The sequence below is a fragment of the Streptomyces sp. NPDC001536 genome, assembly GCF_042894505.1.
GTDB lineage: Bacteria > Actinomycetota > Actinomycetes > Streptomycetales > Streptomycetaceae > Streptomyces.
In genome coordinates, this window is the sequence record NZ_JBIAVQ010000006.1 from 225,220 (window position 1) to 249,407 (window position 24,188).

Consider the following 24,188-nt stretch of genomic DNA (forward strand, 5'->3'; position numbering starts at 1 on the left):
CATGATCCGCATACGCCCTCAGCCTCCCTGGAGCGTGCACTGGTAGGGCCGGCCCTCACGAGGGGTGCATCCGGCGGCGACGACCTTCCAGCCGTCCGCGAACCGCGAAAGGAACAGCGTGTCCGATTCGAGGACGACTCGGGCCTGTCTGCCGTAGACGTCCGTGCCGCGGATGTCACCGCCGAGGGGTATTTCCTGGGCGGCGACCGCCTTCTCGCAATCCGCTTTCCCGGATTCCTCCACCGCGTCGCGGGTCTCCGGCGCGAGTGCCTCGCACAGGCCTTTGGCGTCATCGGAGCTGAGCAGGCGCTCGAATGCGGCTGCCGCGGTGGAGGCCGCCGAGTCCCGCTGTCCGGCACTGTCGCAACCGCCGAGAACCAGTCCGCAGCTGGACAGGACTATCAGCGTGCCGAGCCAGGGCACCTTTCTCACACGGTTCGGGTACCCGATTCCTCCGCGGACAAAAAACCGGCCACACGGGTGTGGAGGGCGTCCCGGTCGATCGCGTCCGTCTCCGTCGACGGCACCGTGCAGGCGTGGGCGCCGGCCACCGCGCCGTACAGGGCGCACCGGTGCGGCGGCTCGCCGGTCAGCCTGCCGTACAGGAAGGCGGCCGCGAAGGCGTCGCCCGCTCCGTTGGAGTCCACCACCGGCGCGGGCGGGGTGACCGCGGGGATCCGGGTCAGCTCGCCGTCGGCCAGCAGATACGCGCCCTCGGCGCCCGCGGTGGCGACGACGACCTCGGCGCGGCCGCGCTCGACGATGCGGCGCATGGTGCGTTCGGGGTCGGTCAGGGCGGTGGCGGAGAGGAAGACCACGTCCGCCGTGTACGCGAACGGCTCGTGGTACGGGTTCTCGCCGTCCCAGTCGTGCAGGTCGGTGGAGAGGGTGACCCCGGCGTCGCGCAGGACGGGCAGGGCGTGCGCGCACGGCTGGGTGATCGAGACATGCGCGTGCCGGCTCGACTCGGCCAGTGCCCGGACCGTGGACTCCGGCAGCCGGTCCTCCGGGTGGGAGCGGCTCACGTCGTACAGGGAGAGGCGGCGCCCGTCGGGTCCTACGAGGTTGACCGCGCGCTTTGTCCCGGCCGGCTGCGGGACGGCGGTGAGCGCGATGCCCCGGTCCCGGTGCAACGCCCGGACCAGGTCGCCCTCGGGGTCGTCGCCGAGCATGTCCAGGTGATGGGTGCGCAGGCCGAGCGAGCTGAGGGCGACGGAGACGAAGTCCCCGGTCTGGCCCGCGCGGGTGCGGATCCCGGAGTCGATCATGTAGCTGTCGGCGTACGGGAGCGGGAGCTCCGGTACGTAGATGATCGTGTCGACGCCCGCGCCGCCCAGTACCAGGACGTCGGTGTGCCTGCTCAACTCCGGCTCTCCCCATGGTCGTAGACCGTGACCGCGATCCCCTTCCCGACCAGCCGCTCGGTGATGAGCGGCTCGACGCGGGACCACTTGCCCCCTGCCAGCCCGCACCCTATCCGTGGCATGTGCACGGAGGCGCCCAGTTCCGTGGCCTTCGCCGCGAGCTTCTCCAGTGCCGCGTCGATCGCCTCGTAGCGCACCGGCACGCCCTTGCTGCCCGTGCGGGTGCCCCGCTGCCCAACCATGTTCGCCACCCACACGTAGGGCTCGACCCGCACGAACTGGACCGCGCCCAGCGCGAAGTCGTTCCCGGCGCGTTCTCGGTGCCAGGCGCGGAACTCCTTCTCCGGTTCCGGCCAGCGGCGCGACAGCGCGAGCACGAAGCCCTTGCCCCATCCCCCGATGTCGTTGCAGACATGGGCGATCACCTTGACGCCCTTCACCGACGGCGCGGTGGCGTCACCCCGGATGTAAGTGATCTCCGACATGACGCCACCGTAGGCGCTGCCACTGACAGTGGCCTCCGGGTCATCCGGTGATGCGGGTCAGCTCCTGGTCCGCCGTCTCGGTGACCCGGCGGCGGACGGCGTACCAGCCGGCCACCAGCATCGCGGCGATCACCGGGATGAGGAGGAGGGTCTTGCGGCCGACCTCGGGGTCGTTCGCCATCATGCCCAGGCAGGCCAGGAGGAAGGCGATCGTGGCGATCTCGGTGACCGGGCTGCCGGGGAGGCGGAAGGACGGGCGGGTGAGGAGGCCGGCCTTGGCGCGTCGGACGAAGGCCAGGTGGCAGATCATGATGATCACCCAGGTCGAGATGATGCCCAGGGAGGCCACGTTGAGCACGATCTCGAAGGCCTGGCTCGGCATGAGGTAGTTCAGGCCGACACCGAGGACGCAGACCGCGCAGGTGAGCAGGATGCCGCCGTAGGGGACTTGGCTGCGGTTCATCCTCGCCGTGAACTTCGGGGCCGAGCCCGCCATGGCCATCGAGCGGAGGATGCGGCCCGTGGAGTACAGGCCCGAGTTCAGCGAGGACATCGCCGCCGTCAGGACCACCAGGTTCATCACGTCGCCCGCCGCCGGGACGCCGATCTTCGACAGGACGGTGACGAAGGGGCTCTCGTCGGCCGAGTAGACCGAGCCGGGGAGGAGAAGGGCCAGCAGGACCACCGAGCCGACGTAGAACAGGCCCACCCGCCACATGATCGAGTTCACCGCGCGCGGGACGACCTTCTCCGGCTCGGCGGTCTCGCCGGCGGCGACGCCGACCAGCTCCAGGGCGGCGTAGGCGAAGATCACGCCCTGCATGACAAGGACGACGGGCATCAGGCCGTGCGGAAGGACGCCACCGTTGTCGCTGATCACGCTCAGGCCCGGGGTCTGGCCGCCGACCTCGTGCCGCGTGGCCAGCAGGAAGATACCGACGAACATGAAGGCGACCAGCGTGGCGACCTTGATGATCGCGAACCAGAACTCCATCTCGCCGAAGATCTTCACCGAGATCAGGTTCACCGCCAGGACCACGGCCAGGGCGATCAGGGCCAGCGTCCACTGCGGGATGTCGGTGAACAGGCTCCAGTAGTGCGTGTAGAGCGCGATCGCGGTGATGTCGGCGATGCCCGTCGTCGACCAGTTCAGGAAGTACATCCAGCCGGCGACGTACGCGCCCTTCTCGCCGAGGAACTCGCGCGCGTACGACACGAAGGAACCGGACGACGGGCGGTAGAGGACGAGCTCGCCGAGGGCGCGCACCACGAAGAAGGCGAAGATCCCGCAGACGAGGTAGGCGATCGCGAGCGCCGGGCCCGCGTTGTGGAGGCGCCCTCCGGCGCCGAGGAAGAGGCCGGTGCCGATCGCGCCGCCGATGGCGATCATGTTGACGTGGCGGGCCTTGAGGTCCTTGCTGTAACCGGCGTCGCCCGCGTCCGCGGGGGTCCCGGCCGCCGGGGTGGGGTGGGCGGCCTGTGCCGTGTCCACGGCGTCCTTGCTCACGAGTGGTACCGCTCTCTGGTGCGCCCGAGCGGATCGCGCTCGGGTGTCCGGACGTACGTATGGCCTGTGCGCTCGGTGGAGGCACAGACCAAGGGGCCACCTTCCCCCGTCCCGCACCCCTCACGCGGTGGCGGACCTCACAGGGCGGCACATCTCACATGATCGCCGAGCATGGTCATCAGGGGTGCCCGCGAGGTTTCACAGCACTGGTGAGACAGCGATACTGCTGCACATGACGACCGAACCCACCGAGATCGACGCGACCGACCTCACGATCGACGAGCTGGCCGCGCGGGCGGGCGTCACGGTCCGCACGGTCCGCTTCTACGGCACCAAGGGGCTGCTGCCGCCGCCGGTCATCGGTCCGCGGCGGGTGGGGCACTACGGGCAGGAGCACCTGTCGCGGCTCGCGCTGATCGAGGAGCTCCAGCACCAGGGGATGACGCTCGCGGCGATCGAGCGGTATCTGCGTCAGCTGCCGCCGGACCTGAGCCCGCACGACCTCGCGATCCACCGTGCGGTCGTGGCCTCCTGGGCACCGGACACCGCGGAGACGGCGACCCGCGTGGAGCTGGAGCAGCGGGCGGGGCGGGCGCTCGGCGACGCGGACGTGGAGCGGCTGGCCGCGATGAACGTCGTACGGCCGGACGGCGACCGCTACCACTTCGACGCGGGGCTGCTGCGGCTCGGAGTCCAACTGCTCGACGTCCCCCTGTCCTTGGAGTCGATCCTCGCGGCGCGCGGTGTGCTCGTCGAGCATGCGCGGGCCGCGGCGCACGAGTTGGCGGAGCTGTTCCGGGGGGAGGTCTCGGAGCGGGACACGCGGGACGTGAAGTCGCTGTCCGCCCATATGCATCCGATCGTGGTGCAGGCGCTGCTGACCACCTTCCAGCGGTCGCTGAGGGAGGAGCTCAGCGAATGGGTCCCGGCCTCGTCCGGCCCCTCACAAGTAGGCTGATCCTCCTGACACGTTGAGGGTCTGACCGGTCAGGAAGCCGCTGCCCTCGTCGACCACGTACAGCAGCGTCGAGACCAGGTCGGCCGGCTCCTGGGTGCGGGCGACGGCCTGGCGGTCGCGCACGAACGCGAAGCCGCCGTCGGCGCCGACCGTCCGTTCGGCGGTGGCGGTGCGGACCATGGTGGGCGCGATGGCGTTGACGGTGATCCCGTACGGGGCGAGCGCGGCGGCGAGCGCGCGGGTGAAGCCGATCAGGCCCATCTTCGAGGCGACGTAGGGGACCATCGTGGGCGGCGCGGTGAACACGGCCGCGGAGGCGATGTTGACGACACGGCCCCACCGGGCCGCCTTCAGATAGGGCAGCGCGGCCTGTGTCACCAGGAACGGGGCCTCCAGGTTGACGCGCAGGACGCGCCGCCACTCCTCGGCGGTCGTCTCCTCGAAGGGCTTCGACGGGTAGACGCCGGCGTTGTTGACGACGACGTGCAGGGTGCCGAACCGGTCGATCGCACGCTCCAGTTCGGCCCGTACGACCTCCTCGTCGGTGACGTCTCCCACCAGTTCCACATAGTCGAGGATCCGGCCCGCGGTCTGCGGCTGCGGGACGAGGTCGAGGCCCGCGACCCGGTAGCCGCGCCCGGCCAGCGCGACGGCGAACTCCTGCCCGAGGCCCTGTGCCGCTCCGGTCACCAGGGCGGTACGCGTCTCCATGGGGCGAGTGTGATGACCCGTCAGGCGCCCGGCAAGAGCGCATTCCACTCGCTGGAACGCCCGTGTTGCCGCTGCGGCCGCCTGGGCCGACGCTGCGGGGCGACCCCGCGGCATGGTCTTCGCGCTCGCCATGCGCGAGGTCGACCTGTCGGTGGGCGGCACCTACGCGATGGTGCTGGTCGTCGGGGCGCTTCTCGTACGGGACGGCTGGTCGCCCTGGGCGGCGGTACCGGTGATGCTGCTCACCGGGATCGTGCTCGGGGCGTTCAACGCGCTGGTGACGACCCTGCTCGCGCTGCCGTCGTGCATCGTCACGCTGGGCACGCTTCGGCGTACGGGGCGAGATGCACCGGATCGTGGGCGAGTTGGCGGCGGGCGGTGCGGCGGTCCTGATCGCTTCGACGGACCTGGCGGAGCTGACGGAGGTGTGCGACAGGGTGCTGGTCTTCGTCAGGGGCCGGGTGACCGGAGAGGTGCAGGGAGCGCGTGCCCGGGTCAGAGCCCTTGCCGCCGCGCAGACCCTCGCGCCCACCCGGTCCACGTCCAGGCGGCGGGTGCCGCCTGTCACCGAGATCGCCGCGATCGGGCGGGGGTCGCGGTCGTGGGCGTAGACCGCGGCCGCCACCGCCGAGACGCCGATCTCGGCCTCCTCCAGGTTGACGCCGAAGCCCCGGGCGCGGGTCAGGGCCAGGTCCCGGGCCAGCTGGCCCGGGAGGACCAGGGTGCGCGGGGTCAGCCGGAGCAGGGTGCGGTGGGGTGGGCGGGGGTCCTGGGCGAGGAAGACCTTGCCGGTGGCCGTGCAGTGGGCGGGGAGGCGGCCGCCGGTGCGGGAGACGATCGGGGTGGCGCGGCGGCCGGTGACCTTCTCCACGAAGAGGGTGTCGGTGCCGTCCGGGACGGCGAGGTGGACGTTCTCGTGGGTGGCCTCGTGCAGGTCGCCCAGGTACGGCAGTGCGGCGTCCCGCAGTTCGCACACGGCCGGCGCGGACTGTCCGAGCACGAACAGGCCGAGCCCGATGCGGTAGCTGCCGGCGCGGGTCCGCTCGACGAGGCCGAGCCGGACCAGTTCGCCGATCAGCCGGTGCGCTGTGGGCTTGGGCAACCCGGTGCGCAGGGCGAGTTCGGCGAGGGTGAGGGCGGTCCCGGAGTCCCCGCAAGCACGCAGGAGTGTCACTCCGCGGGCCAGCACCGACTTGGGCAGAGGACCGTCGTCCGTCATGGACCGAATGGTGATGCTTGGGTGTGCGGGTGGCAAGGTGCGCGACGCTGTGAGTGGCGGATCATCGCCTCGGTCGCGGATGTCGTTCCCCCCGCCAGGGGTCTCACTGCTTCAGCGGTACGTCGACCAGCAGCGGCCCCTTCGACTGCCCTGCCCCGGCGACCAGTTCGCGCAGATGCCCGGCGCTCTCGGCACGGACCGCGTCGACGCCGAAGAAGGCGGCCGCCCGGGTGAAGTCCAGGGGGCCCAGTTCGGTGCCGGGGCACAGGCCCTGGCCGCCCATCGCCTCGTAGGTGTCCTGGAGGGTGCGGTAGGCGCCGTTGCCCATCACGACGAACAGGACCGGGGCCGACTGCCGTGCGGCGCTCCACAGTCCCTGGAGGCCGAACAGGGCGCTGCCGTCGCCCAGTACGGCGACCACGGGCCGTCCCGGCTCGGCGAGCGCGCGGCCGACGGCGGCGCCGATGCCCCAGCCCAGGCCGCCGCCGACGGTGTGGGTGTAGCTGCCGGGACGGTCCAGGCGTACGAGACGACGCAGCAACAGCCCTACGGTGATGGCCTCTTCGACGATCGCGGCGCCGGGCGGCAGACCGCGGGCCACGGCGTGGGCGGCGGCCCAGGGGGCGAGCGGGGCCGGGGAGTACGCGGCGCGGGCGGCGGACTCGGCGCGGTCGCGGTCCACGGCGTGGCGTTCGCCGGTGCGCAGGACGCGGCCCTTGGCGGTGTGGGCGGGGACGCGTTCGCGCAGGAGGCCGGCGAGGCGGTGCAGGGAGGGCGCGAGGGAGCCGACCAGGCCGGCCTCGGCGGGGAAGTTGCGGCCGCTCTCGTCGGGGTCGGAGTCGAGTTGGACGACGGTGAGGCCGGGCGGCAGGGCGGGGCCCGGGGTGTAGTGGTGCGGGGTGAAGGCGTGGGCGCCGGCGATCAGCAGCACGTCGTGCGGGGCGAGGGCGGCGCGGATGGCGTCGTGGCGGGGCGGCAGCATCCCGGCGTAGAGGGGATGGGTGGTCGGGAAGTTCAGGCAGTCGGCCATGGGCTGGTGGTGCACGGTCGCGCCGCAGGCCTCCGCCACGCGGACCAGGGCGGCGACGGCGTCCTCGCGGCCGACTCCGTCCCCGGCGACGATCGCGGGGCGGGCGGCGCCGCCGAGGAGGACGGCTGCGCGTTCGATGCCGGGGGCCGGTCCGGGTGGGGGTGCCGGGGTGGGGGCGGGGACCTCGACCTCGGTGTCCTCGGCGAACACGTCCATGGGGACGGACAGGAACACCGGGCCCGCGGGCGGTCGTACGGCGAGGGCGAAGGCGCGGCGTAACGCCAACGGCAGGTCGCGGGCGTGCTGAACGTCGTACGCCGCCTTCACCGCGGGCCTCGCGAGGGCGACGAGGTCGCCGGAGAGCATCGGGTCCTGCTGGAGGTGGCGGCGGTCCTGCTGGCCTGCGGTGACGACGAGGGGGGTGCGGGAGCGGCGGGCGTTGAGGAGGCCGATGAGGCCGTTGGCGAGGCCCGCGGCGACGTGCAGGCTCACGAAGGCGGGGCGGCCGGTGGCGCGCGCGTAACCGTCCGCCATCGAGACGACCGCGCCCTCGTGCACACCGAGGACGTACTCGGGGGCGTCCTCGGTCTCCTTGAGCGCGGCCAGGAAGGGGAGTTCGGTGGTGCCGGGGTTGCCGAAGACCCGGTCCACGCCCTCGCCGCGGAGGATGTCCAGGAAGGCGAGGGCGGGACGGGTTCCCATGGGGGCTCCTCGGTGGGGACGGGGACCGGTTCGCAGGTCAGCGTCGGCGGTCCGGCACCCCGGGAGCAAGCGGGGCGTGTCGCTCAGCGGTACGGGCGGGGGCGGGCCCGAGGATTCACGCCCCCGCCGGCACCCCCGTCACGCGTCCCCGAACCGCTCCCCCTTCTCCGCCTTCTCCACCAGCAGCGCCGGCGGCGTGAAGCGGTCCCCGTAGCGCTCGGCCAGTTCACGTGCGCGTGCCACGAAGCCCGGGAGGCCGCCCTCGTAGCCGTTGATGTACTGGAGGACGCCACCGGTCCAGCCCGGGAAGCCGATGCCGAAGATGGAGCCGATGTTGGCGTCGGCGACGGACGTCAGGACGCCCTCCTCCAGGAGCTTGACCGTGTCGAGGGCCTCGGAGAAGAGCATGCGCTCCTGCATGTCCTCGAAGGGGATCTCGTGGCCGGGCTTGGTGAAGTGCTCGCGCAGGCCCGGCCACAGCCGCGCGCGCCTGCCGTCCTCGCCGTACTCGTAGAAGCCGGCGCCGCCGCTGCGCCCGGTACGGCCGAACTCGTCGACCATGCGGTCGATGACGGCCTCCGCGGGATGCGTGGGCCACACCCCGCCCGCCTCCTCGACAGCCCGCTTGGACTCGTTGCGGATCTTGCGCGGGAGCGTCAGCGTGAGCTCGTCCATCAGGGACAGCACCTTCGCCGGGTAGCCGGCCTGTGCCGCCGCCTGCTCGATGGACGCCGGCTCGATGCCCTCGCCGACCATCGCGACGCCCTCGTTGATGAAGTGGCCGATGACCCGGGAGGTGAAGAAGCCGCGCGAGTCGTTCACGACGATCGGTGTCTTCTTGATCTGCCGCACCAGGTCGAAGGCCCGGGCCAGGGCCTCCTCCCCCGTCCGCTCGCCCTTGATGATCTCGACGAGCGGCATCTTGTCGACCGGCGAGAAGAAGTGCAGTCCGATGAAGTCCGCCTGGCGTTCCACGCCTTCCGCCAGCACGGTGATGGGCAGGGTGGAGGTGTTGGAGCACAGCAGCGCGTCGGGCTCGACGAGGTGCTGGATCTCCTGGAACACCTTGTGCTTGAGCTCGGGGTTCTCGAAGACGGCCTCGATGACCGCGTCACAGCCGGCGACGTCGGCGGGGTCGGAGGTCGGTGTGATGCGGGCCAGCAGGGCGTCCGCCTTCTCCTGCGTCGTACGGCCGCGGGAGACCGCCTTCGCGCAGAGCTTCTCGGAGTACGCCTTGCCCTTGGCCGCCGCTTCCGCCGACACGTCCTTCAGCACGACGTCGATGCCCGCGCGGGCGCACGAGTACGCGATGCCGGCGCCCATCATCCCGGCGCCGAGGACGGCGACCTTGCGGACCTTGCGCGGCTCGATGCCCTTGGGGCGGTTGGCGCCGGAGTTGACGGCCTGGAGGTCGAAGAAGAACGCCTGGATCATGTTCTTCGAGATCTGGCCCGCCGCCAGCTCCACGAAGTAGCGCGCCTCGATGACCTGTGCGGTCTCGAAGTCGACCTGGGAGCCCTCGACGGCGGCGGCGAGGATGTTGCGCGGGGCCGGGTAGGGGGCGCCGTTGGTCTGCTTGCGCAGGTTGGCGGGGAAGGCGGGGAGGTTGGCCGCGAACTTGGGGTTGGCGGGTGTGCCGCCGGGGATGCGGTAGCCGGGCTTGTCCCAGGGCTGCTGCGACTCGGGGTTGGCCTCGATGAAGGCGCGGGCCTTGGCGAGCAGTTCCTCCTGGGTGGCGGCCACCTCGTGGATCAGACCGTTCTGGAGGGCGCGCTGCGGGCTGTACTGGGTGCCCTGGAGGAGCACCTTCAGCAGCGCGTCGGCGATGCCGAGGAGGCGGACCGTGCGGGCGACGCCACCGCCGCCCGGCAGGAGGCCGAGGGTGACCTCGGGGCAGCCGATCTTGGAGCCGGGGGCGTCGAGGGCGATGCGGTGGTGGCAGGCCAGCGCGATCTCGTAACCGCCGCCGAGGGCCGCGCCGTTCATCGCGGCGACGACCGGCTTGCCGAGGGTCTCGATGCGGCGCAGGTCGCGCTTGATCGCGAGGCCGCCGTCGAAGAGCTCCTGCGCGGTCTCCGGGGTGACCCGGATGAGGTCGCGCAGGTCGCCGCCCGCGAAGAAGGTCTTCTTGGCGGAGGTGAAGATGATGCCGCGGATGGAGTCCTTCTCGGCCTCCAGGCGGTCGGTGACGACGGCGAGGGAGTCGCGGAACGCCTGGTTCATGGTGTTCGCGGACTGGTCGGGGTCGTCGAGGACGAGGGTGACGACGCCGGACCGGTCCTGTTCCCAGCGGATGGTGGTGGACTCAGTGCTCATGGGGAGATGCTCCGTGTGATCCGTCGGGAGGGGGGTCAGATGCGCTCGACGATGGTGGCGATGCCCATGCCGCCGCCCACACAGAGCGTGGCGAGGCCGTACCGCTTGTCCTGGCGCTCCAGTTCGTCGACGAGCGAGCCGAGGATCATCGCGCCGGTCGCGCCGAGCGGGTGGCCCAGCGCGATGGCGCCGCCGTTGACGTTGACCTTGTCCAGCGAGAGGCCCATGTCCCTCACGAAGCGCAGGACGACCGCCGCGAAGGCCTCGTTGATCTCGACGAGGTCGATGTCGTCGATGGTCAGCCCGGCCTTGGCGAGCGCCTTACGGGTCGCGGGGGCGGGGCCGGTGAGCATGATGGTGGGCTCGGAGCCGGAGACGGCCGCGGAGATGATCCGCGCGCGCGGGGTGAGGCCGTAGCGCTCGCCGACCTCGCGCGAGCCGATGGCGACCAGCGAGGCGCCGTCCACGATGCCGGAGGAGTTGCCGGCGTGGTGGACGTGGTCGATCTTCTCGACCCAGTGGTACTTCTGGAGCGCGACCGCGTCGAAGCCGCCCAGGTCGCCGATGTCCGCGAAGGACGGCTTGAGCTTGGCGAGCGAGTCGGCGGTGGTGCCCGGGCGCATGTACTCGTCGTGGTCCAGCACCACCAGGCCGCTGCGGTCCTTCACCGGCACGACGGAACGGTCGAAGCGGCCCTCCTTCCAGGCCGTCGCCGCCCGCTCCTGCGACAGTGCTGCGTACTCGTCCACGTCCCGCCGCGAGAAGCCCTCGATGGTGGCGATGAGGTCGGCGCCGATGCCCTGCGGCACGAAGTTCACGGACAGGTTGGTCATCGGGTCGTTGAACCAGGCGCCGCCGTCCGAGGCCATCGGCACCCGGGACATGGACTCCACGCCGCCCGCGAGAACCAGGTCCTCCCAGCCGGAACGGACCTTGGCGGCGGCCATGTTGACCGCCTCCAGACCCGACGCACAGAAGCGGTTCTCCTGTACGCCCGCGACCGTGTCCGGCAGTCCGGCGGCCACGGCGGCGATCCGGGCGATGTCGGAGCCCTGGTCTCCGACAGGGCCGACCACGCCGAGCACGATGTCGTCGATGGCGGCCGGGTCCAGGCCCGGGAAACGGTCGCGGATCTCGTGGATGAGTCCGACGACCAGGTCGATGGGCTTGGTGCCGTGCAGGGCGCCGTTCGCCTTGCCGCGACCGCGCGGGGTGCGGATCGCGTCGTACACATACGCTTCGGTGCTCACTGGAAAGCCTTTCAACGAGGGTTAGCCGAGCAGGGAACGCCCGATGATCTCCTTCATGATCTCGGTCGTCCCGCCGTAGATGGTCTGGATGCGGCCGTCGGTGAAGGCCCGGGCGACGGGGTACTCGCTCATGTAGCCGTAGCCGCCGTGCAGTTGCAGACAGCGGTCGGCGACCCGCTTCTGGAGCTCGGTCGCCCACCACTTGGCCATGGAGGCGTGGACGGCGTCGAGTTGCCCGTTCGAGTGATCCTCGATGCAGCGGTCGAGGAACGTGCGGGTGACGGCGCACTCGGTGGCCATCTCCGCTATCTCGAAACGGATGTGCTGCTTGGTCGCGAGCGGCCGGCCGAAGGCCTCGCGCTCCTTGACGTACTCCGTGGTGATCTCCAGCAGGTGCTCGGCGGCGGCGATCGCGGAGACGGCGATGCTCAGGCGCTCCTGCGCGAGGTTCGTCATCAGGTGGACGAACGCGCCGTTGAGCTCGCCGAGGAGGTTCTCCTTGGGCACGCGCACGTCACGGAAGAACAACTCGGCGGTGTCCTGGGCCTTCTGGCCGATCTTGTCGAGGTTGCGGCCGCGCTCGAAGCCCTCCATGCCGCGCTCGACGACGAGCAGCGACAGGCCGTGCGCGCCGCCCTCGGGGGTCGTCTTGGCGACGACGATCACGAGGTCGGCGAGGATGCCGTTGGAGATGAAGGTCTTGGAGCCGTTGAGAACCCAGTGGTCGCCGCGGTCCTCGGCGTGGGTGCGGATGCCTTGGAGGTCTGATCCTGCGCCGGGTTCGGTCATGGCGATGGCGGTGATCAGGGTGCCGTCGCAGAAGCCGGGCAGCCAGCGCCGCCGCTGCTCCTCGGTGGCCAGGCCGGTCAGATACGGGCCGATGATGTCGTTGTGCAGACCGAGGGCGAGCCCCGAGGCGCCCGCGCGTGTGAACTCCTCGGCGAGGACGGCGCTGTAGCGGAAGTCGGTGGTGCCGCCGCCCCCGAACTCCTCGTCCACGGCGAGCCCGAGCAGCCCCTGCTTGCCGGCCGCGCGCCAGGCGTCGCGGGAGACGATGCCGTCCGTCTCCCACTGGGCGTAGTACGGCCGCACCTCTCTGGCCAGGAAGGCGCGCACGGTCTCGCGGAAGGCGTCGTGCTCGGGGGCGAAGATCTGCCGCTTCATGCGAGGCCCTTCGGTGCGGGGGCGTCCGGATCGGGGCCCTTGGTTGCGGGGCCGTCCAGGTCGAGGCCCTTCGTTGCGGGGCCGTCCAGGTCGAGGCCCTTCAGGAGATCGGGTACGTCCCAGTCGTGTGCCACGTCCTCGGTGTTCGCGCCGGGGCGGGCGGGGCCGGTGCGGACGGCGGTGGGGGTCGCGGAGAACCGCGGGGCGGGCGCGGGCTGGGTGAGGCCGCCGTGGTCGGTGAAGGTGCCGCGCGCGGCGAGGTGGGGGTGGTGCGGGGCCTCGCGCAGCGACAGGACGGGGGCCACGCACGCGTCCGTGCCGTCGAAGGCGGCCGTCCACGCGTCCCTGGTACGGGACTTGAAGCGCGCGGCGACGGCCTCGCGCAGGTCGCCCCAGCGGGTCCAGTCCTTGCGGGCCTCGGCGTGCTCCTCCAGGTCTAGGAGGCGTACGAACTCGGCGTAGAACTGCGGCTCCAGCGGCCCGACCGCCATGTACTTCCCGTCGGCCGTCTCATAGGTGCCGTAGTACGGGCAGCCGCCGTCCAGGAGGTTGGCGCCGCGCCGGTCCTGCCAGCCGCCGGCGGCGAGCATGCCGTGGATCATCGCCGAGAGGTGGGCGGTGCCGTCGATGATCGCGGCGTCGACGACCTGGCCCGTGCCGGTCACGCGCGCGTGGTGGAGGGCGGCGAGGACGCCCACGACGAGGTAGAGGGAGCCGCCCGCGTAGTCGCCGAGGAGGTTGGCGGGGGCGGGCGGGGGCGCGTCGGGGCTGCCGATCATGCCGAGGGTGCCGGTGAGGGCGATGTACGCGATGTCGTGGCCGGCGCGCCGGGCCAGCGGGCCGTCCTGGCCCCAGCCGGTCATCCGGCCGTAGACGAGCCCCGGGTTGCGGGCGTGGCAGGCCTCGGGACCGATGCCGAGGCGCTCGGCGACGCCGGGGCGGTAGCCCTCGATCAGGATGTCGGCGCGTTCGGCGAGGTCGAGGACGCGGGCGGCGCCGTCCGGGGCCTTGAGGTCGATGATCACCGAGCGCTTGTTGCGGTTGGTGACGTCGTACTCGGCCTTGATGGCGAGCCCGGGGCCGCCGGGCCGGTCCACGCGGACGACGTCGGCGCCCAGGTCGGCCAGGAGCATGGCGGCGAACGGGCCCGGTCCGATGCCGGCCAGTTCGAGCACGCGTACGCCGGTCAGCGGGCCCTGCCCTGGCGTCGTTGCCGTTGTCATGCAGCCCCCATTGGCGTGACACAACCGATGTAACACCAGTGATGCTAAGAACCTGTTCCACTGGGCACAAGACCTGAACGAGCAAGCGCTTAGACAATCAGCCGCAATCAGCCTCTCACCGCCCGTCCAACTCCGCTGTCAGCCGCTTCGGGGCGATCACGCGATAGCTCTCCTCCACCCAGTCGCACAGCAGCTCCGCGGCCGGGGCACCCTTCTCCTCCAGCGGGACGCGCACCCATCCCGCCTTGCCCAGGCCGTACCCGGCAGGCTCGGCGCCGGGGCAGGTCAGGGCGTGCGCATGGGCCTCGTCGTCCGTGAGCTTGACCGTGACACCGAGCGGATAGCTGCCGTCCGCGACACCGAGGAAGACGAACACCTTCTTGTTGACCTTGGCGACGGACTCGCCCCAGGGGAACTCCTCCACGGCGCCCGGCATCCCGAGGGAGAAGGCGCGCACCTTTTCCCACTTCTTCAGGGCATTCTTGGGCACGGCCACCGCACACCTCCGGCCTCGTCGTCGGGCTCCGCACACCTCACGCTAGCCTCGGCCACCGACAACGGCGCGTGCTGCGGAACCGAGGGGTGTCATGAGCAGGCTGAACAGGGCGGACCGTCCGTACGACATCGTGCTCTTCGGAGCCACCGGGTTCGTGGGGACGCTCACCGCGGAGTACCTCGCCGCGCACGCGCCCGAGGGACTGCGCTGGGCCGTCGCCGGTCGCAGCGAGGAGAAGCTCCAGGCGCTGCGGGAGCGGCTGCCGGGCGGCGCGGAGGTCGGGGTGCTGCGGGCGGACGTGTCCGATCCGGCCTCGCTGCGGGCGCTCGCCGAGCACGCGCGCGTGGTGGCCACGACGGTGGGCCCCTATGTGACCTACGGCGAGGAGCTGGTCGCGGCCTGCGCGGAGACCGGGGCGGACTATCTCGACCTCACCGGTGAGCCGGAGTTCGTGGACCGGATGTACGTCCGGCACGACGCACGCGCGCGTGAGACGGGTGCACGGCTGGTGCACGCGTGCGGGTTCGACTCGGTGCCGCACGACCTCGGCGCCTACTTCACGGTCCGGCAGCTGCCGGAGGGCGTGCCGCTGCGGGTGGACGGGTTCGTGACGGCGGACGCGACGTTCTCGGGCGGTACGTTCGCCTCGGCGCTGAACCAGTTCGCGCGCGGGCGGCAGATGATCGCCGCCGCGCGGGACCGCGCCCGGCACGAGCCGCGGCTCGTGGGACGGCGGGCCTCCACTCCGAACGGCGCCCCGCGGTTCGCCGGGGAGGTCGGCGCCTGGGCGCTGCCGCTGCCGACCATCGACGCGCAGATCGTGGGGCGGTCGGCACGGGCGCTGGAACGTTACGGCCCCGACTTCCGCTACCGCCACTACGCGGCCGTACGGCGACTGCCGGTGGCCGTGGGCGGGGTGGCGGCCGTGAGCGCGCTCTTCGCCGCGGCCCAACTGCCGCCCGCGCGACGCTGGTTGTCCGACCGGCTCAAGCCCGGCGACGGTCCGGGCGCCGAGAAGCGCGCCAAGAGCTGGTTCAGGATCCGCTTCGTCGGCGAGGGCGGCGGCCGCCAGGTGTTCACCGAGGTCGCGGGCGGCGACCCGGGCTACGACGAGACGGCGAAGATCTTCGCCGAGGCGGCCCTGTCCCTGGCCTTCGACGACCTTCCGCCGACATCCGGCCAGGTGACCACGGTGGTGGCGATGGGTGACGCGCTCACCGAACGGCTCCAGCGCGCGGGGATCGTCTTCCGGGTGGCCAAGAGCCGCTGACAGGGCGGGTGCCGGCGCCCTAGAGCGGCCAGGTCGCCACGGTGTAGATCATCCCGCAAATCCACGCGAGCCCCGCGAGCACGGCCAGGACGAGCGCGGCCATCACGGCCCGCTCGACGGGGCGGTTCGGGTCGGCGAGCGGCTTCGGGGAGCGGTGGCGGGGCATACGGTGCGTCGTCATGGGGCCCAGCCTGCCGATCATGAGGGGGCGCTCACATCCGTACGGATACTCAGATCGGGTACTCAGACGGCCGGTCCGAGCGCCGCCTCGATCCGATCGCGGGCGCCGGGATCCCGCGTGGCCTCGGCGACGCGGCGGGCGAGCGGGCCGATCTGCCACCCCGCGTGGTAGTCGTAGTACGGCGGCGGCCCGGCCGCGTTGTAGGCGATCTTGGCGACGGTCTCGGCGATGCGGAACAGCAACTCCCGCTCCGCGGAGAGCTGTTCCTCACCGGTGAACAGGCGCCCACGGACCACGCCGAACACCTCTCTCCCCTGGTGCCACCGCTCACGGTCGCTCGCCAGCTCCAGGGCGGCGTCGATCTCCGGCGTCCGGCCCCACTCCTGCGCCGCCGCCTCCAGGACACGGCCCGCCCAGGTCACCGGATCGGCCTGCCGCTCGTACAGCGTGCGCCCCCAACTCCGTTCGGGATCCGCCGCCGCCCGCTCGGCCTGCGGGTTCCGAACATGCGTGGCCTCCTTCAGCGCCTTGCGGCACAGGGAGTCCGCGCGGCGGGTCGTCTCCGGCAGACGGAACTGCGGGGTCAACGCCAGGGTGTGGGCGCAGGCGTTGTCCAGGCTCACCCGGTGGCCGACCGAGACGAAGACCGGCTTGACGGTCTCGCGGGTGCGGAGGGCACGCCCGACCTCCTCGGTGCCGGCGAGGAGCGGGGAGGCGCTTCCGCGCGGGGCGTCGGGGTCGTCGTAGGTGAAGGTGAAGGGGTTCTTGGCGACGCCGATCGTGGGGAGGCCGGTGAGGACGCCGAGGTGACTGGCGAGGCCGAAGCGGCGGGGGTGGGCGAGGCCGTAGCCGTCGCAGACGACCAGGCCGGGCGGGCACGGGAGGGCGTCCAGCGCGGCCATGACCGTGGGGATCTCGCGGAAGGCGAGCAGGCCGGGGACGTACGGGAAGGAGATCCGGCCGACCGCCGTGGCCTCGGCGACCACATCGAGGGTCGCCGCGTCCAGCACGACGGCGGCGGCCGCCACGACGTCCCGCTCGTCGTCGTAGGCCACGTCCACTCCGGTCACGTGCCCGGTGCCGGGCGGCGGGCCGGGCTCGTCGAGCACCACCTTCGTGCGCAACTCGTCCTGGACGGCGCGGGCTTGCTCCTCGGTCGCGGGCCAGCCCGCGGGAATGCTTACGGTCCTCATGGTGGGACGAGCGTACGTCGGCGTAGGCTCACGATCATGTTCGTTCTGGAGCTGACCTACACCGCCCCGCTCGATCAGGTCGACGCCGTGCTGGAGGCACATGTGGCGTGGCTCGACGCACAGTACGAGCGGGGTGTCTTCCTGGCCTCCGGGCGCAAGAACCCCCGCGACGGCGGGGTGATCCTCGCCGTCGCGGAGGACCGCGCGCGGATCGAGCAGATCGCGGCGACCGACCCGTTCGTCACGGCCGGCGTCTGCGCCTACCGCGTCACCGAGTTCGCGGCCACGAAGACCGCACCGGAGCTGGAGCGGTACCGCGAGTCGCCCTCCTGAGGCGTCACTTGCCGAGCGCCCGCTGCAACTGGCTCTTGTTCATGTCCGAACGACCGCTGATGTTGCGGCGCTTGGCCTCCTCGTAGAGCTGGTCGTAGGTCGGGCCCTGGGAGCCCTTCCCGGACCGCTGACCGCCCCTCTTGCCGGACGACATGTCCTGGGTCGAGGTGCGGCTCGCGGTCTTCGACTCCCCGGAGCGGGCGCGTTCCTTGTTGACCGTCCGCGCGGCGATCTCCTCGGCGCGCTTCTTGCTCTCGCCCCGGTCCTGGGCGCTCTCCTTGATGTGCTCGTACTGGCGTTCCCTCTTCGGGCTCGAACCACGTGGCATGTGGGCTCACTCCTTCCGCACTCGGCGACCGGGTACCCACATTCCGGATCAGCTCTCCAGCCGGGCCACGCGCCCCTTCTCGCCGGCCGCCCAGCAGCCGAGGTCGGCGGTGCAGTCCACGGTGTCGTACGAGCCCGTGTCGACCGTGCGCCAGGTGCGGCCGCCGTCCGTCGTCAGATCGGTCCCGGCGGGGCCGACCGCGAGGGCGGCGGTGCGGCTGTACGGGAGCCAGGCGACGCCCGAGCGGTAGGCGGGCGGGGGTGTCGCCGAGGGCTGCCAGGTGCGGCCGCCGTCCCGGGTCACGGCACCTGCCTGGGGGGATGCCTGGTCGGGGCGGTAGTCGCCGCCGACGGCGAGGCCGTGGGTACGGTCACGGAAGGCGAGCGCGAAGACGCCCTTGGCGGGGTCGCCCGCGGGGATCGGCGTGTCGGTGGCGCTCCAGGTCAGGCCGCGGTCGGAGGAGTGCAGCACGCGTGCGCGTGCCGCTCCGCCGGTGGCCAGCCAGACGTCCTTCGGACCGGAGCTCACCAGGCACTGCCCGCTCGCCGCGAACCCGGCCTCGCCCTCCTGTGCGGCGGGCATGCCGTCGTCCGGCAGCACCTTCCAGGAGCGACCGCCGTCGCTCGTCGACAGGATGCGGAACTTCCCGTCCACCGGGTCGCTCATCGCCAGGCCGTGCTTGCGGTCGAAGAAGGTGAGGCAGTCGTAGAAGGCGCGGGCGTCGGTGTTGCGGAAGGACTCGGTCCAGGTGGCCCCGCCGTCCTCGGTCCGGTACACCCGGGACGCCTCGCCCTCACCGATGGCCAGCACGACGGCCCGGCGCGCGTCGAACGCCTCGATGTCCCGGAACTGGAGCTCGCCGGCGCCGGGCGGCGAGACGTTCCGCCAGGTCGCGCCGGCGTCCGTGGTGCGCAGGACGGTGCCCTGGGTGCCGGAGACCCAGGCGGTGGTCCGGCTGACGGCCGACAGTCCGCGGAAGCGCACCTCCGGGGTCCCGCTCTCCTTGAGTTCCCAGTGCGGCGCCCGGTGCTGCGGCTGCGCCTGTGCGGGTACGGCCGTCAGCGCGGCCAGTGCCGCCGCGCACGCCACCCCCGCGGCGAGCCGTCTGGCCGTACGTCCCCTGTGTCGCGTGCGTCGCGTGCTCCCCATGCGCCTCATGGCGGGCGAAGCTAGTCCACGCGCCCGTGGCCGTCCAGACCGCCGTCGGACGGGGCGGCGGTCGCCACAAGTGCCCTTCGCGGCACGGAAGGTGGCATGCGCCACTTCCGTGCATGAAAAACGGTGACCGAGGTCACTCGACTTTCGTGTACACGGATTGGCCGATTCCGTCGTCTCTAACAGTGCCAGCCCGATCCGCCCGGAAGTCAGTTCAGCCGTCACGAGGGAGCAACGCGTTGTCCACTGTCATCGAGCAGCCCGTTGAGGCCCGTCTCGTCGCCGCCGCGCCGCGGATGCCGAGTATCCCCGCCACGCTGCACTACGACCGGCGCGATCCGTTCGCCGTGCGCATGACCTTCCCGGCTCCGGCCACGCTGGAGGGTGTGGAGGTCTGCTGGACCTTCTCCCGCGAGCTCCTCACGGCGGGACTGGAGACCGCCGAGGGGCACGGCGACGTGCGGGTGCGGCCGTACGGGTACGACCGCACCGTTCTGGAGTTCCACGCGCCCGAGGGCACGGCCGTCGTGCATGTGCGCTCCGGGGAGGTGCGCCGGTTCCTTCAGGCCACGGCCGAGTTGGTGCCGGTGGGGCTGGAGCATCTCCAGCTGGACCTGGACGAGCAGCTGGCGGAGCTGATGCGGGACGCCTAGCGCCCTGCGGGGGGCGTGTCTAGCGCACCGCCCCCAGAAGCTGGTTGAGCCCGCCGTAGTCGAGGCCGGCCGCCAGCGAGTCGTACGTGCCCGCCGCCAGCAGCTCCCTCGCGGCGCGGTGCACCAGGGCGTGCACGGCCTGCGCGATGCTTGAACCGGCGCTCACGCGCGCGACGCCGAGCGCGGCCAGCTCCGCGACCGGCGGGGCGCCCGGGCCGGCCAAGATGTTCAGCGGGCCGTCGATGCCGTCGACGAGCAGCTTCACGGTTCCCGGGTCGACGGCCCCGGGGACGAAGATCCCGTCGGCGCCCGCGGCCCGGAAGGCGGCGGCCCGTTCCAGGGTGAGGTCCACGTCTCCGGAGCCCCGCAGGAACGTGTCGATACGGGCGTTGACGAACAGCGGCACCCCCTCGGCGTCGGCGGCCTCGCGGGCGGCGGCGATCCGCTCGGCCTGTTCGGCCACGTCCCGCAGCGGACCGGCGCCCTCCTCGTACAGCGCGTCCTCGATGTTCACGCCGACCGCGCCCGCGGCGAGCACCGCGCGGACCGTGTCGCCGACGCCCTCCGGATCCCCGGCGTAGCCGCTCTCGATGTCCGCGCTGACGGGCACGCCGACGGCGGCCGCGATGTCCGCGACGACACCGAGCGCCCGCTCCCGCTCCACCCGGTCACCGTCCGCCGCGCCCAGCGCCCAGGCGACCCCGGCACTGGTGGTCGCCACGGCGGCTGCACCGGCGTCCTCGACGACACGCGCACTCGCGGTGTCCCAGGCGTTGGGCAGGACGAGCGGCCGTCCCGGCACGTGCAGGGCGTGGAAAGCGAGGGCGCGGTCACGGAGCGAGGTCTGGTTCGTCATGACGTCCAGCCAAGCAGCGGGTGCCGGGGTGGGTCTGGCAGGAATCCGACATGGACGTGAGATGTGAAGGCGCTCAGGGTGCCGAGAACTGGCGACCTCTCCCGGTGGCCGCCCTCAGACCCCCGTAGGCGCGCCGGTCGCCGTCAGTGCCGTGCCCAGCTCGTCCATGACCTTCCGCAGTCCCGGCGCCGCCGCCCCGCCGCGTGCCCACAGCTCAGCCAGCCGCTCCGGGTACGGTCCGCGCTCCTTGCGGGCGGCCGGCGCGATCACCCCGGCCGCGGCCGCCAGGACGGCGACGGCGGCGTCCCGCTCGGAGACGTCCGCGGGCCGCACGGGCCCTTCGAGGACCTGTCGCGTCTCCTCGCGCAGCGCGTCCACGACGGCGACGCGTTCCAGGGCGTACTCGACGGTCGGGAACAGTCCGAGGGCCCGGCGTTTGTCCGCCCGCAGGTACCCCTCGGCGGCGAGCTGTTCCCGTACGGCGTCCACCGTCACGCGCGCGTGCAGCGGCACCCAGCTGCGCCACCGGTGCGGCCGGGACTCGCGTACGAGCTCCAGGAGCCCGTCGAGGACGGCGTCCCCGGTGCGGGAGTCCATGTCGACCGGGGTGGCGATGCCGTCGTCGTCGACGAGCAGACCGCGCTGGGCCAGCTCGGTGAGGGCACCGGCCCGCACCAGGTGGGCGGTGCCGGCGAGCTCGTTCCTCGTGGTGTCCCAGGCCAGCAGATACAGCCGGGCCGGCAGCGACAGCGAGCCGTTGGGCACGGGGCCTCCTCGTGGTGCGATCGGGTCTCACGTTAATTCGTTGACAGCCTTCAGGCCCTCTCCTACGGTGTATGACGGTCCTGTTGCCGTCGATTGGAGAAGGACGTTGCTCGTCTGAGGTCCTGAGACACCGCGTCACCCACCACAGGTGTGGGTGCGCTGCGTGCGACCTCGGCGTTCGAGCCGTCCTCCGGTGCAGGGCTCTTCTCATGCCCGCGGAGTCTGACTCTCCCCCTTGGTCACAGGTGTCTCGATACGCGTTTGCCCCCTGTCGCACCGAGCAACCGCGAGGCCCGTATGTCTACTTCCATCACCTGCACCTCCCTCTCCTTCACCTGGCCCGACGGCACCCCCGTCTTCGAGGACCTGGACATCGCCGTCGGCCCGGGCCGGACCGGGCTGGTCGGCGTCAACGGCTCGGGCAAGTCCACCCTGTTGAAGCTGATCGCCGGTGAACTCACCCCGGCCGACGGCGCCGTGCGCGTCGCGGGCGAGGTGGGGTACCTCCCGCAGAGCGTCACGCTCGACACCGGCCTGAGAGTCGACGAGGCGCTCGGCATCGCCGACCGGCGCGCCGCGCTGCACGCCATCGAGGCGGGCGACGTGGCCGAGAAGCACTTCGAGACCGTCGGCGACGACTGGGACGTGGAGGAACGCGCCCTGGCCACGCTCGGTGAACTCGGCCTCGGCGACATCGGGTTGGACCGCACGATCGGCGAGGTGTCGGGCGGCGAGTCGGTGCTCCTGCGGCTGGCCGCGCTGCTGCTGCGCCGACCGGACGTACTGCTCCTGGACGAGCCGACGAACAACCTGGATCTGTACGCCCGTCGGCGGCTGTACGCGGCCGTCGCGTCCTGGCCCGGTGTCATGGTCGTCGTCAGCCACGACCGTGAACTCCTGGACCTGGTCGACCAGATCGCCGATCTGCGCTCCGGCGAGGTCACCTGGTACGGCGGCACCTTCTCCGCCTACGAGGAGGCGCTCGCCGTCGAACAGGAGGCGGCGGAGCGGATGATGCGGGTCGCCGAGGCGGATCTGAAGAAGCAGAAGCGCGAACTGTCGGACGCCCAGATGAAGTTGGCCCGCCGCAAGCGGTACGGGCAGAAGATGTGGGACCAGAAGCGCGAGCCGAAGATCGTCATGGGGGCGCGCAAGCGCGCGGCGCAGGAGTCCGCGGGCAAGCACCGCATCATGCACGAGGAGAAGCTCGCCGAGGCCAAGGAGCGGCTGGACGAGGCGGTGGAGGCCGTACGGGACGACGACGAGATCCGTGTCGAGCTGCCGTTCACCGCCGTCCCGCCGGGCCGCGACGTCCTGACGCTCATGGATCTGGAGCTGGCGTACGGGGCCCGGGTGAAGGGCGGTTTCGATCTGCGCGGGCCCGAGCGGATCGCGCTGATCGGGCGCAACGGCGCGGGCAAGACGACGCTGCTGCGGACGATCGCCGGGGAGCTGGAGCCGGTGGCGGGAGAGGCGACGGCACATGTGCCGCTGCGTTTCCTGCCGCAGCGTCTCGACGTGCTCGACGACGAGCTCAGCGTCGCCGAGAACGTGGCCCGGTTCGCGCCGGGCGCGAGCAACAACCGGGTGCGGGCCCGGCTCGCCCGCTTCCTGTTCCGGGGCGCCCGCGCCGACCAGCGGGCGGCGACCCTGTCCGGCGGCGAACGCTTCCGGGCGGCGCTGGCCGCGCTGATGCTGGCCGAGCCGGCGCCGCAGCTGCTGATGCTGGACGAGCCGACGAACAACCTCGACATGGCGAGCGTGCGGCAGCTGACGACGGCGCTGGAGTCCTACGAGGGGGCGCTGATCGTGGCCAGCCACGACCTGCCGTTCCTGGAGTCGATCGGCATCACCCGCTGGCTGCTGCTGGACGGCGAACTGCGGGAGACCAGCCCGGAGGCGGTCGGGTAACCGGGTACGCGGCGGTCCGGGTGCCCTTCTTCCGGGAGGGCACCCCGGGCGCCCGCGCACCCGCCGAAGGAGCCCCTCACGGCGCCGGGCTCGGTTACCGCCGCGTATCTCAGGAGGGCCACAGCCTGGCGCCAGGGGTTTTGTGCGCGCGGGCCCGCCCTGCATGATGGCTGACCGGTGCCGCTTTTCCGGGGTGCCGTCCCTGCCGCCGTTACGGAGTTCCTCGTGCCCAGCAAGAAGGCCCTCGTCCGCCGCCCCAGTCCGCGCCTCGCCGAAGGCCTGGTGACGCACATCGAGCGCGAGAAGATCGACCTCGATCTCGCGGTCGAGCAGTGGGAGGCCTACGTCGAGACGCTGCGCGCGCACGGCTGGGACACGGTCGAGGTGGATCCGGCCGACGACTGCCCGGACTCCGTGTTCGTCGAGGACACGGTCGTCATGTACAAGAACGTCGCGCTCATCACCCGGCCCGGCGCCGAGTCCCGCCGCCCGGAGACCGCCGGGGTCGAGGAGGCGGTGGCCTCGCTCGGCTGCTCGGTGAACTGGGTGTGGGATCCGGGCACACTGGAGGGCGGCGATGTCCTGAAGGTCGGCGACACGATCTACGTCGGGCGCGGCGGCCGTACCAACGCGGCCGGCGTGCAGCAGCTGCGGGCCGCCTTCGAGCCGCTCGGGGCGCGGGTCGTCGCGGTGCCGGTGAGCAAGGTGCTGCATCTGAAGTCGGCGGTCACGGCGCTGCCCGACGGGACGGTGATCGGGCACATCCCGAAGGTGGACCGGCCCTCGCTCTTCCCGCGCTTCCTGTCGGTGCCGGAGGAGGCCGGCGGCCATGTCGTGCTGCTCGGCGGCCACAAACTGCTCATCTCGGCGAGCGCGCCGAAGACGACGGAGCTGCTCGCCGACCTCGGCCACGAGCCGGTCGTCGTCGACATCAGCGAGTTCGAGAAGCTCGAGGGATGTGTGACATGCCTCTCGGTCCGGATGCGGGAGCTGTACGCCTGACCGAGTGAGCGGATCACCCGTTCGGCCCTGGGACCTGCGGTCCTGGGGCCTTTTGGGCACGCCCGGGAACATGGGCTGATCAGGGATCTTTACAGCGTCCTTAACCTACGGTCTCG

At 71.9% G+C, this 24,188-nt stretch carries 23 protein-coding genes and 3 pseudogenes; 8 read left to right on the forward strand and 18 right to left on the reverse strand.

Annotated elements, in window-relative coordinates:
* Window positions 1-18: 18 nt before the first annotated feature.
* The 4 genes from ACFY0U_RS18915 to ACFY0U_RS18930 are packed head-to-tail and all read right to left on the reverse strand — an operon-like array spanning window position 19 to window position 3,356.
* Window positions 19-432 (reverse strand): hypothetical protein, encoded by a 414-nt coding sequence (locus tag ACFY0U_RS18915; protein WP_388636672.1) that lies wholly within the window; start codon window positions 430-432, stop codon window positions 19-21.
* A complete protein-coding gene (locus ACFY0U_RS18920) occupies window positions 429-1,364 on the reverse strand; it encodes a PfkB family carbohydrate kinase (RefSeq protein WP_388636675.1) in 936 nt (311 codons plus the stop codon). Before ACFY0U_RS18920 ends, ACFY0U_RS18915 begins: the two co-directional genes overlap by 4 nt.
* On the reverse strand, window positions 1,361-1,849 hold the full coding sequence (locus ACFY0U_RS18925; protein WP_388636678.1) for a macro domain-containing protein: 489 nt from the start codon (window positions 1,847-1,849) through the stop codon (window positions 1,361-1,363). Before ACFY0U_RS18925 ends, ACFY0U_RS18920 begins: the two co-directional genes overlap by 4 nt.
* A 40-nt stretch (window positions 1,850-1,889) precedes the next feature.
* Window positions 1,890-3,356 (reverse strand): amino acid permease, encoded by a 1,467-nt coding sequence (locus tag ACFY0U_RS18930; protein WP_388636681.1) that lies wholly within the window; start codon window positions 3,354-3,356, stop codon window positions 1,890-1,892.
* Window positions 3,357-3,588: 232 nt separating this feature from the next.
* On the opposite strand from ACFY0U_RS18930, the gene ACFY0U_RS18935 reads away from it, so the two are divergent.
* Window positions 3,589-4,314 carry a MerR family transcriptional regulator gene (locus ACFY0U_RS18935; RefSeq protein ID WP_388636684.1) on the forward strand — a complete coding sequence of 242 codons (726 nt, stop codon included), beginning with the start codon at window positions 3,589-3,591 and terminating at the stop codon, window positions 4,312-4,314.
* On the opposite strand, the gene ACFY0U_RS18940 is transcribed toward ACFY0U_RS18935, so the two are convergent.
* The gene (locus tag ACFY0U_RS18940) at window positions 4,300-5,025 is read right to left on the reverse strand and encodes an SDR family NAD(P)-dependent oxidoreductase (RefSeq protein WP_388636687.1); all 726 of its coding nucleotides are present in this window, start codon (window positions 5,023-5,025) and stop codon (window positions 4,300-4,302) included. The genes ACFY0U_RS18935 and ACFY0U_RS18940 overlap by 15 nt on opposite strands.
* Window positions 5,026-5,194: 169 nt before the next feature.
* On the opposite strand from ACFY0U_RS18940, the pseudogene ACFY0U_RS18945 reads away from it, so the two are divergent.
* Both ACFY0U_RS18945 and ACFY0U_RS18950 read left to right on the forward strand, forming a co-directional pair.
* Window positions 5,195-5,290 (forward strand): annotated as a pseudogene (locus ACFY0U_RS18945) (hypothetical protein); the annotation flags it as partial.
* Between the two features lie 79 nt (window positions 5,291-5,369).
* Window positions 5,370-5,636: a hypothetical protein gene (locus ACFY0U_RS18950; RefSeq protein WP_388637220.1), complete on the forward strand. Its 267-nt coding sequence runs from the start codon at window positions 5,370-5,372 to the stop codon at window positions 5,634-5,636.
* On the opposite strand, the pseudogene ACFY0U_RS18955 reads toward ACFY0U_RS18950, so the two are convergent.
* The 7 genes and pseudogenes from ACFY0U_RS18955 to ACFY0U_RS18985 all read right to left on the reverse strand — a co-directional run.
* A pseudogene (locus ACFY0U_RS18955) lies at window positions 5,582-6,244 on the reverse strand (IclR family transcriptional regulator); the annotation flags it as partial. The gene ACFY0U_RS18950 and the pseudogene ACFY0U_RS18955 sit on opposite strands and share 55 nt — an antisense overlap.
* Before the next feature lie 103 nt (window positions 6,245-6,347).
* A complete protein-coding gene (locus ACFY0U_RS18960) occupies window positions 6,348-7,976 on the reverse strand; it encodes a thiamine pyrophosphate-binding protein (protein WP_388636690.1) in 1,629 nt (542 codons plus the stop codon).
* Between the two features lie 138 nt (window positions 7,977-8,114).
* On the reverse strand, window positions 8,115-10,292 hold the full coding sequence (locus ACFY0U_RS18965) for a 3-hydroxyacyl-CoA dehydrogenase NAD-binding domain-containing protein (protein ID WP_388636693.1): 2,178 nt from the start codon (window positions 10,290-10,292) through the stop codon (window positions 8,115-8,117).
* Between the two features lie 35 nt (window positions 10,293-10,327).
* Entirely contained in the window at window positions 10,328-11,542 is a 1,215-nt protein-coding gene (locus tag ACFY0U_RS18970) for an acetyl-CoA C-acetyltransferase (RefSeq protein WP_388636695.1), read from the reverse strand.
* 21 nt (window positions 11,543-11,563) lie between these two features.
* Complete coding sequence (locus tag ACFY0U_RS18975) at window positions 11,564-12,706, reverse strand: acyl-CoA dehydrogenase family protein (RefSeq protein ID WP_388636697.1); 1,143 nt, start codon at window positions 12,704-12,706, stop codon at window positions 11,564-11,566.
* Window positions 12,703-13,929 carry a CaiB/BaiF CoA transferase family protein gene (locus ACFY0U_RS18980; protein WP_388636700.1) on the reverse strand — a complete coding sequence of 409 codons (1,227 nt, stop codon included), beginning with the start codon at window positions 13,927-13,929 and terminating at the stop codon, window positions 12,703-12,705. Before ACFY0U_RS18980 ends, ACFY0U_RS18975 begins: the two co-directional genes overlap by 4 nt.
* Before the next feature lie 115 nt (window positions 13,930-14,044).
* Window positions 14,045-14,425, reverse strand: coding sequence for an MmcQ/YjbR family DNA-binding protein (locus tag ACFY0U_RS18985; protein ID WP_388636703.1), 381 nt, complete (start codon window positions 14,423-14,425; stop codon window positions 14,045-14,047).
* Window positions 14,426-14,516: 91 nt separating this feature from the next.
* Here ACFY0U_RS18985 and ACFY0U_RS18990 point away from each other — a divergent pair, with 91 nt between their 5' ends.
* A complete protein-coding gene (locus tag ACFY0U_RS18990; protein WP_388636706.1) occupies window positions 14,517-15,695 on the forward strand; it encodes a saccharopine dehydrogenase family protein in 1,179 nt (392 codons plus the stop codon).
* A 19-nt stretch (window positions 15,696-15,714) separates the two neighbouring features.
* On the opposite strand, the gene mmpA is transcribed toward ACFY0U_RS18990, so the two are convergent.
* Window positions 15,715-15,861: a morphogenic membrane protein MmpA gene (gene mmpA / locus ACFY0U_RS18995; protein ID WP_387768479.1), complete on the reverse strand. Its 147-nt coding sequence runs from the start codon at window positions 15,859-15,861 to the stop codon at window positions 15,715-15,717.
* A 524-nt stretch (window positions 15,862-16,385) separates the two neighbouring features.
* Window positions 16,386-17,069 (reverse strand): annotated as a pseudogene (locus ACFY0U_RS19000) (endonuclease V); the annotation flags it as partial.
* Window positions 17,070-17,105: 36 nt separating this feature from the next.
* On the opposite strand from ACFY0U_RS19000, the gene ACFY0U_RS19005 reads away from it, so the two are divergent.
* Window positions 17,106-17,402, forward strand: coding sequence for a YciI family protein (locus tag ACFY0U_RS19005; protein ID WP_388636708.1), 297 nt, complete (start codon window positions 17,106-17,108; stop codon window positions 17,400-17,402).
* Window positions 17,403-17,406: 4 nt separating this feature from the next.
* On the opposite strand, the gene ACFY0U_RS19010 is transcribed toward ACFY0U_RS19005, so the two are convergent.
* Window positions 17,407-17,730, reverse strand: a complete 324-nt coding sequence (locus tag ACFY0U_RS19010; protein ID WP_046256309.1) for a plasmid stabilization protein — start codon at window positions 17,728-17,730, stop codon at window positions 17,407-17,409.
* A 48-nt stretch (window positions 17,731-17,778) separates the two neighbouring features.
* Window positions 17,779-18,879 (reverse strand): WD40/YVTN/BNR-like repeat-containing protein, encoded by a 1,101-nt coding sequence (locus ACFY0U_RS19015; protein WP_388636711.1) that lies wholly within the window; start codon window positions 18,877-18,879, stop codon window positions 17,779-17,781.
* Between the two features lie 245 nt (window positions 18,880-19,124).
* On the opposite strand from ACFY0U_RS19015, the gene ACFY0U_RS19020 reads away from it, so the two are divergent.
* A complete protein-coding gene (locus ACFY0U_RS19020) occupies window positions 19,125-19,538 on the forward strand; it encodes an SsgA family sporulation/cell division regulator (RefSeq protein ID WP_046256307.1) in 414 nt (137 codons plus the stop codon).
* Between the two features lie 19 nt (window positions 19,539-19,557).
* Here ACFY0U_RS19020 and ACFY0U_RS19025 read toward each other — a convergent pair whose 3' ends face one another.
* Window positions 19,558-20,394, reverse strand: coding sequence for an isocitrate lyase/phosphoenolpyruvate mutase family protein (locus ACFY0U_RS19025; RefSeq protein WP_388636714.1), 837 nt, complete (start codon window positions 20,392-20,394; stop codon window positions 19,558-19,560).
* A gap of 114 nt (window positions 20,395-20,508) precedes the next feature.
* The gene (locus tag ACFY0U_RS19030; RefSeq protein ID WP_388636717.1) at window positions 20,509-21,159 is read right to left on the reverse strand and encodes a GPP34 family phosphoprotein; all 651 of its coding nucleotides are present in this window, start codon (window positions 21,157-21,159) and stop codon (window positions 20,509-20,511) included.
* A gap of 297 nt (window positions 21,160-21,456) precedes the next feature.
* Between ACFY0U_RS19030 and ACFY0U_RS19035 the strand changes: the two genes are divergently transcribed.
* Window positions 21,457-23,070, forward strand: coding sequence for an ABC-F family ATP-binding cassette domain-containing protein (locus ACFY0U_RS19035; RefSeq protein WP_388636720.1), 1,614 nt, complete (start codon window positions 21,457-21,459; stop codon window positions 23,068-23,070).
* 225 nt (window positions 23,071-23,295) lie between these two features.
* On the forward strand, window positions 23,296-24,072 hold the full coding sequence (gene ddaH / locus ACFY0U_RS19040) for a dimethylargininase (protein WP_388636723.1): 777 nt from the start codon (window positions 23,296-23,298) through the stop codon (window positions 24,070-24,072).
* The last annotated feature ends 116 nt before the right edge of the window (window positions 24,073-24,188 follow it).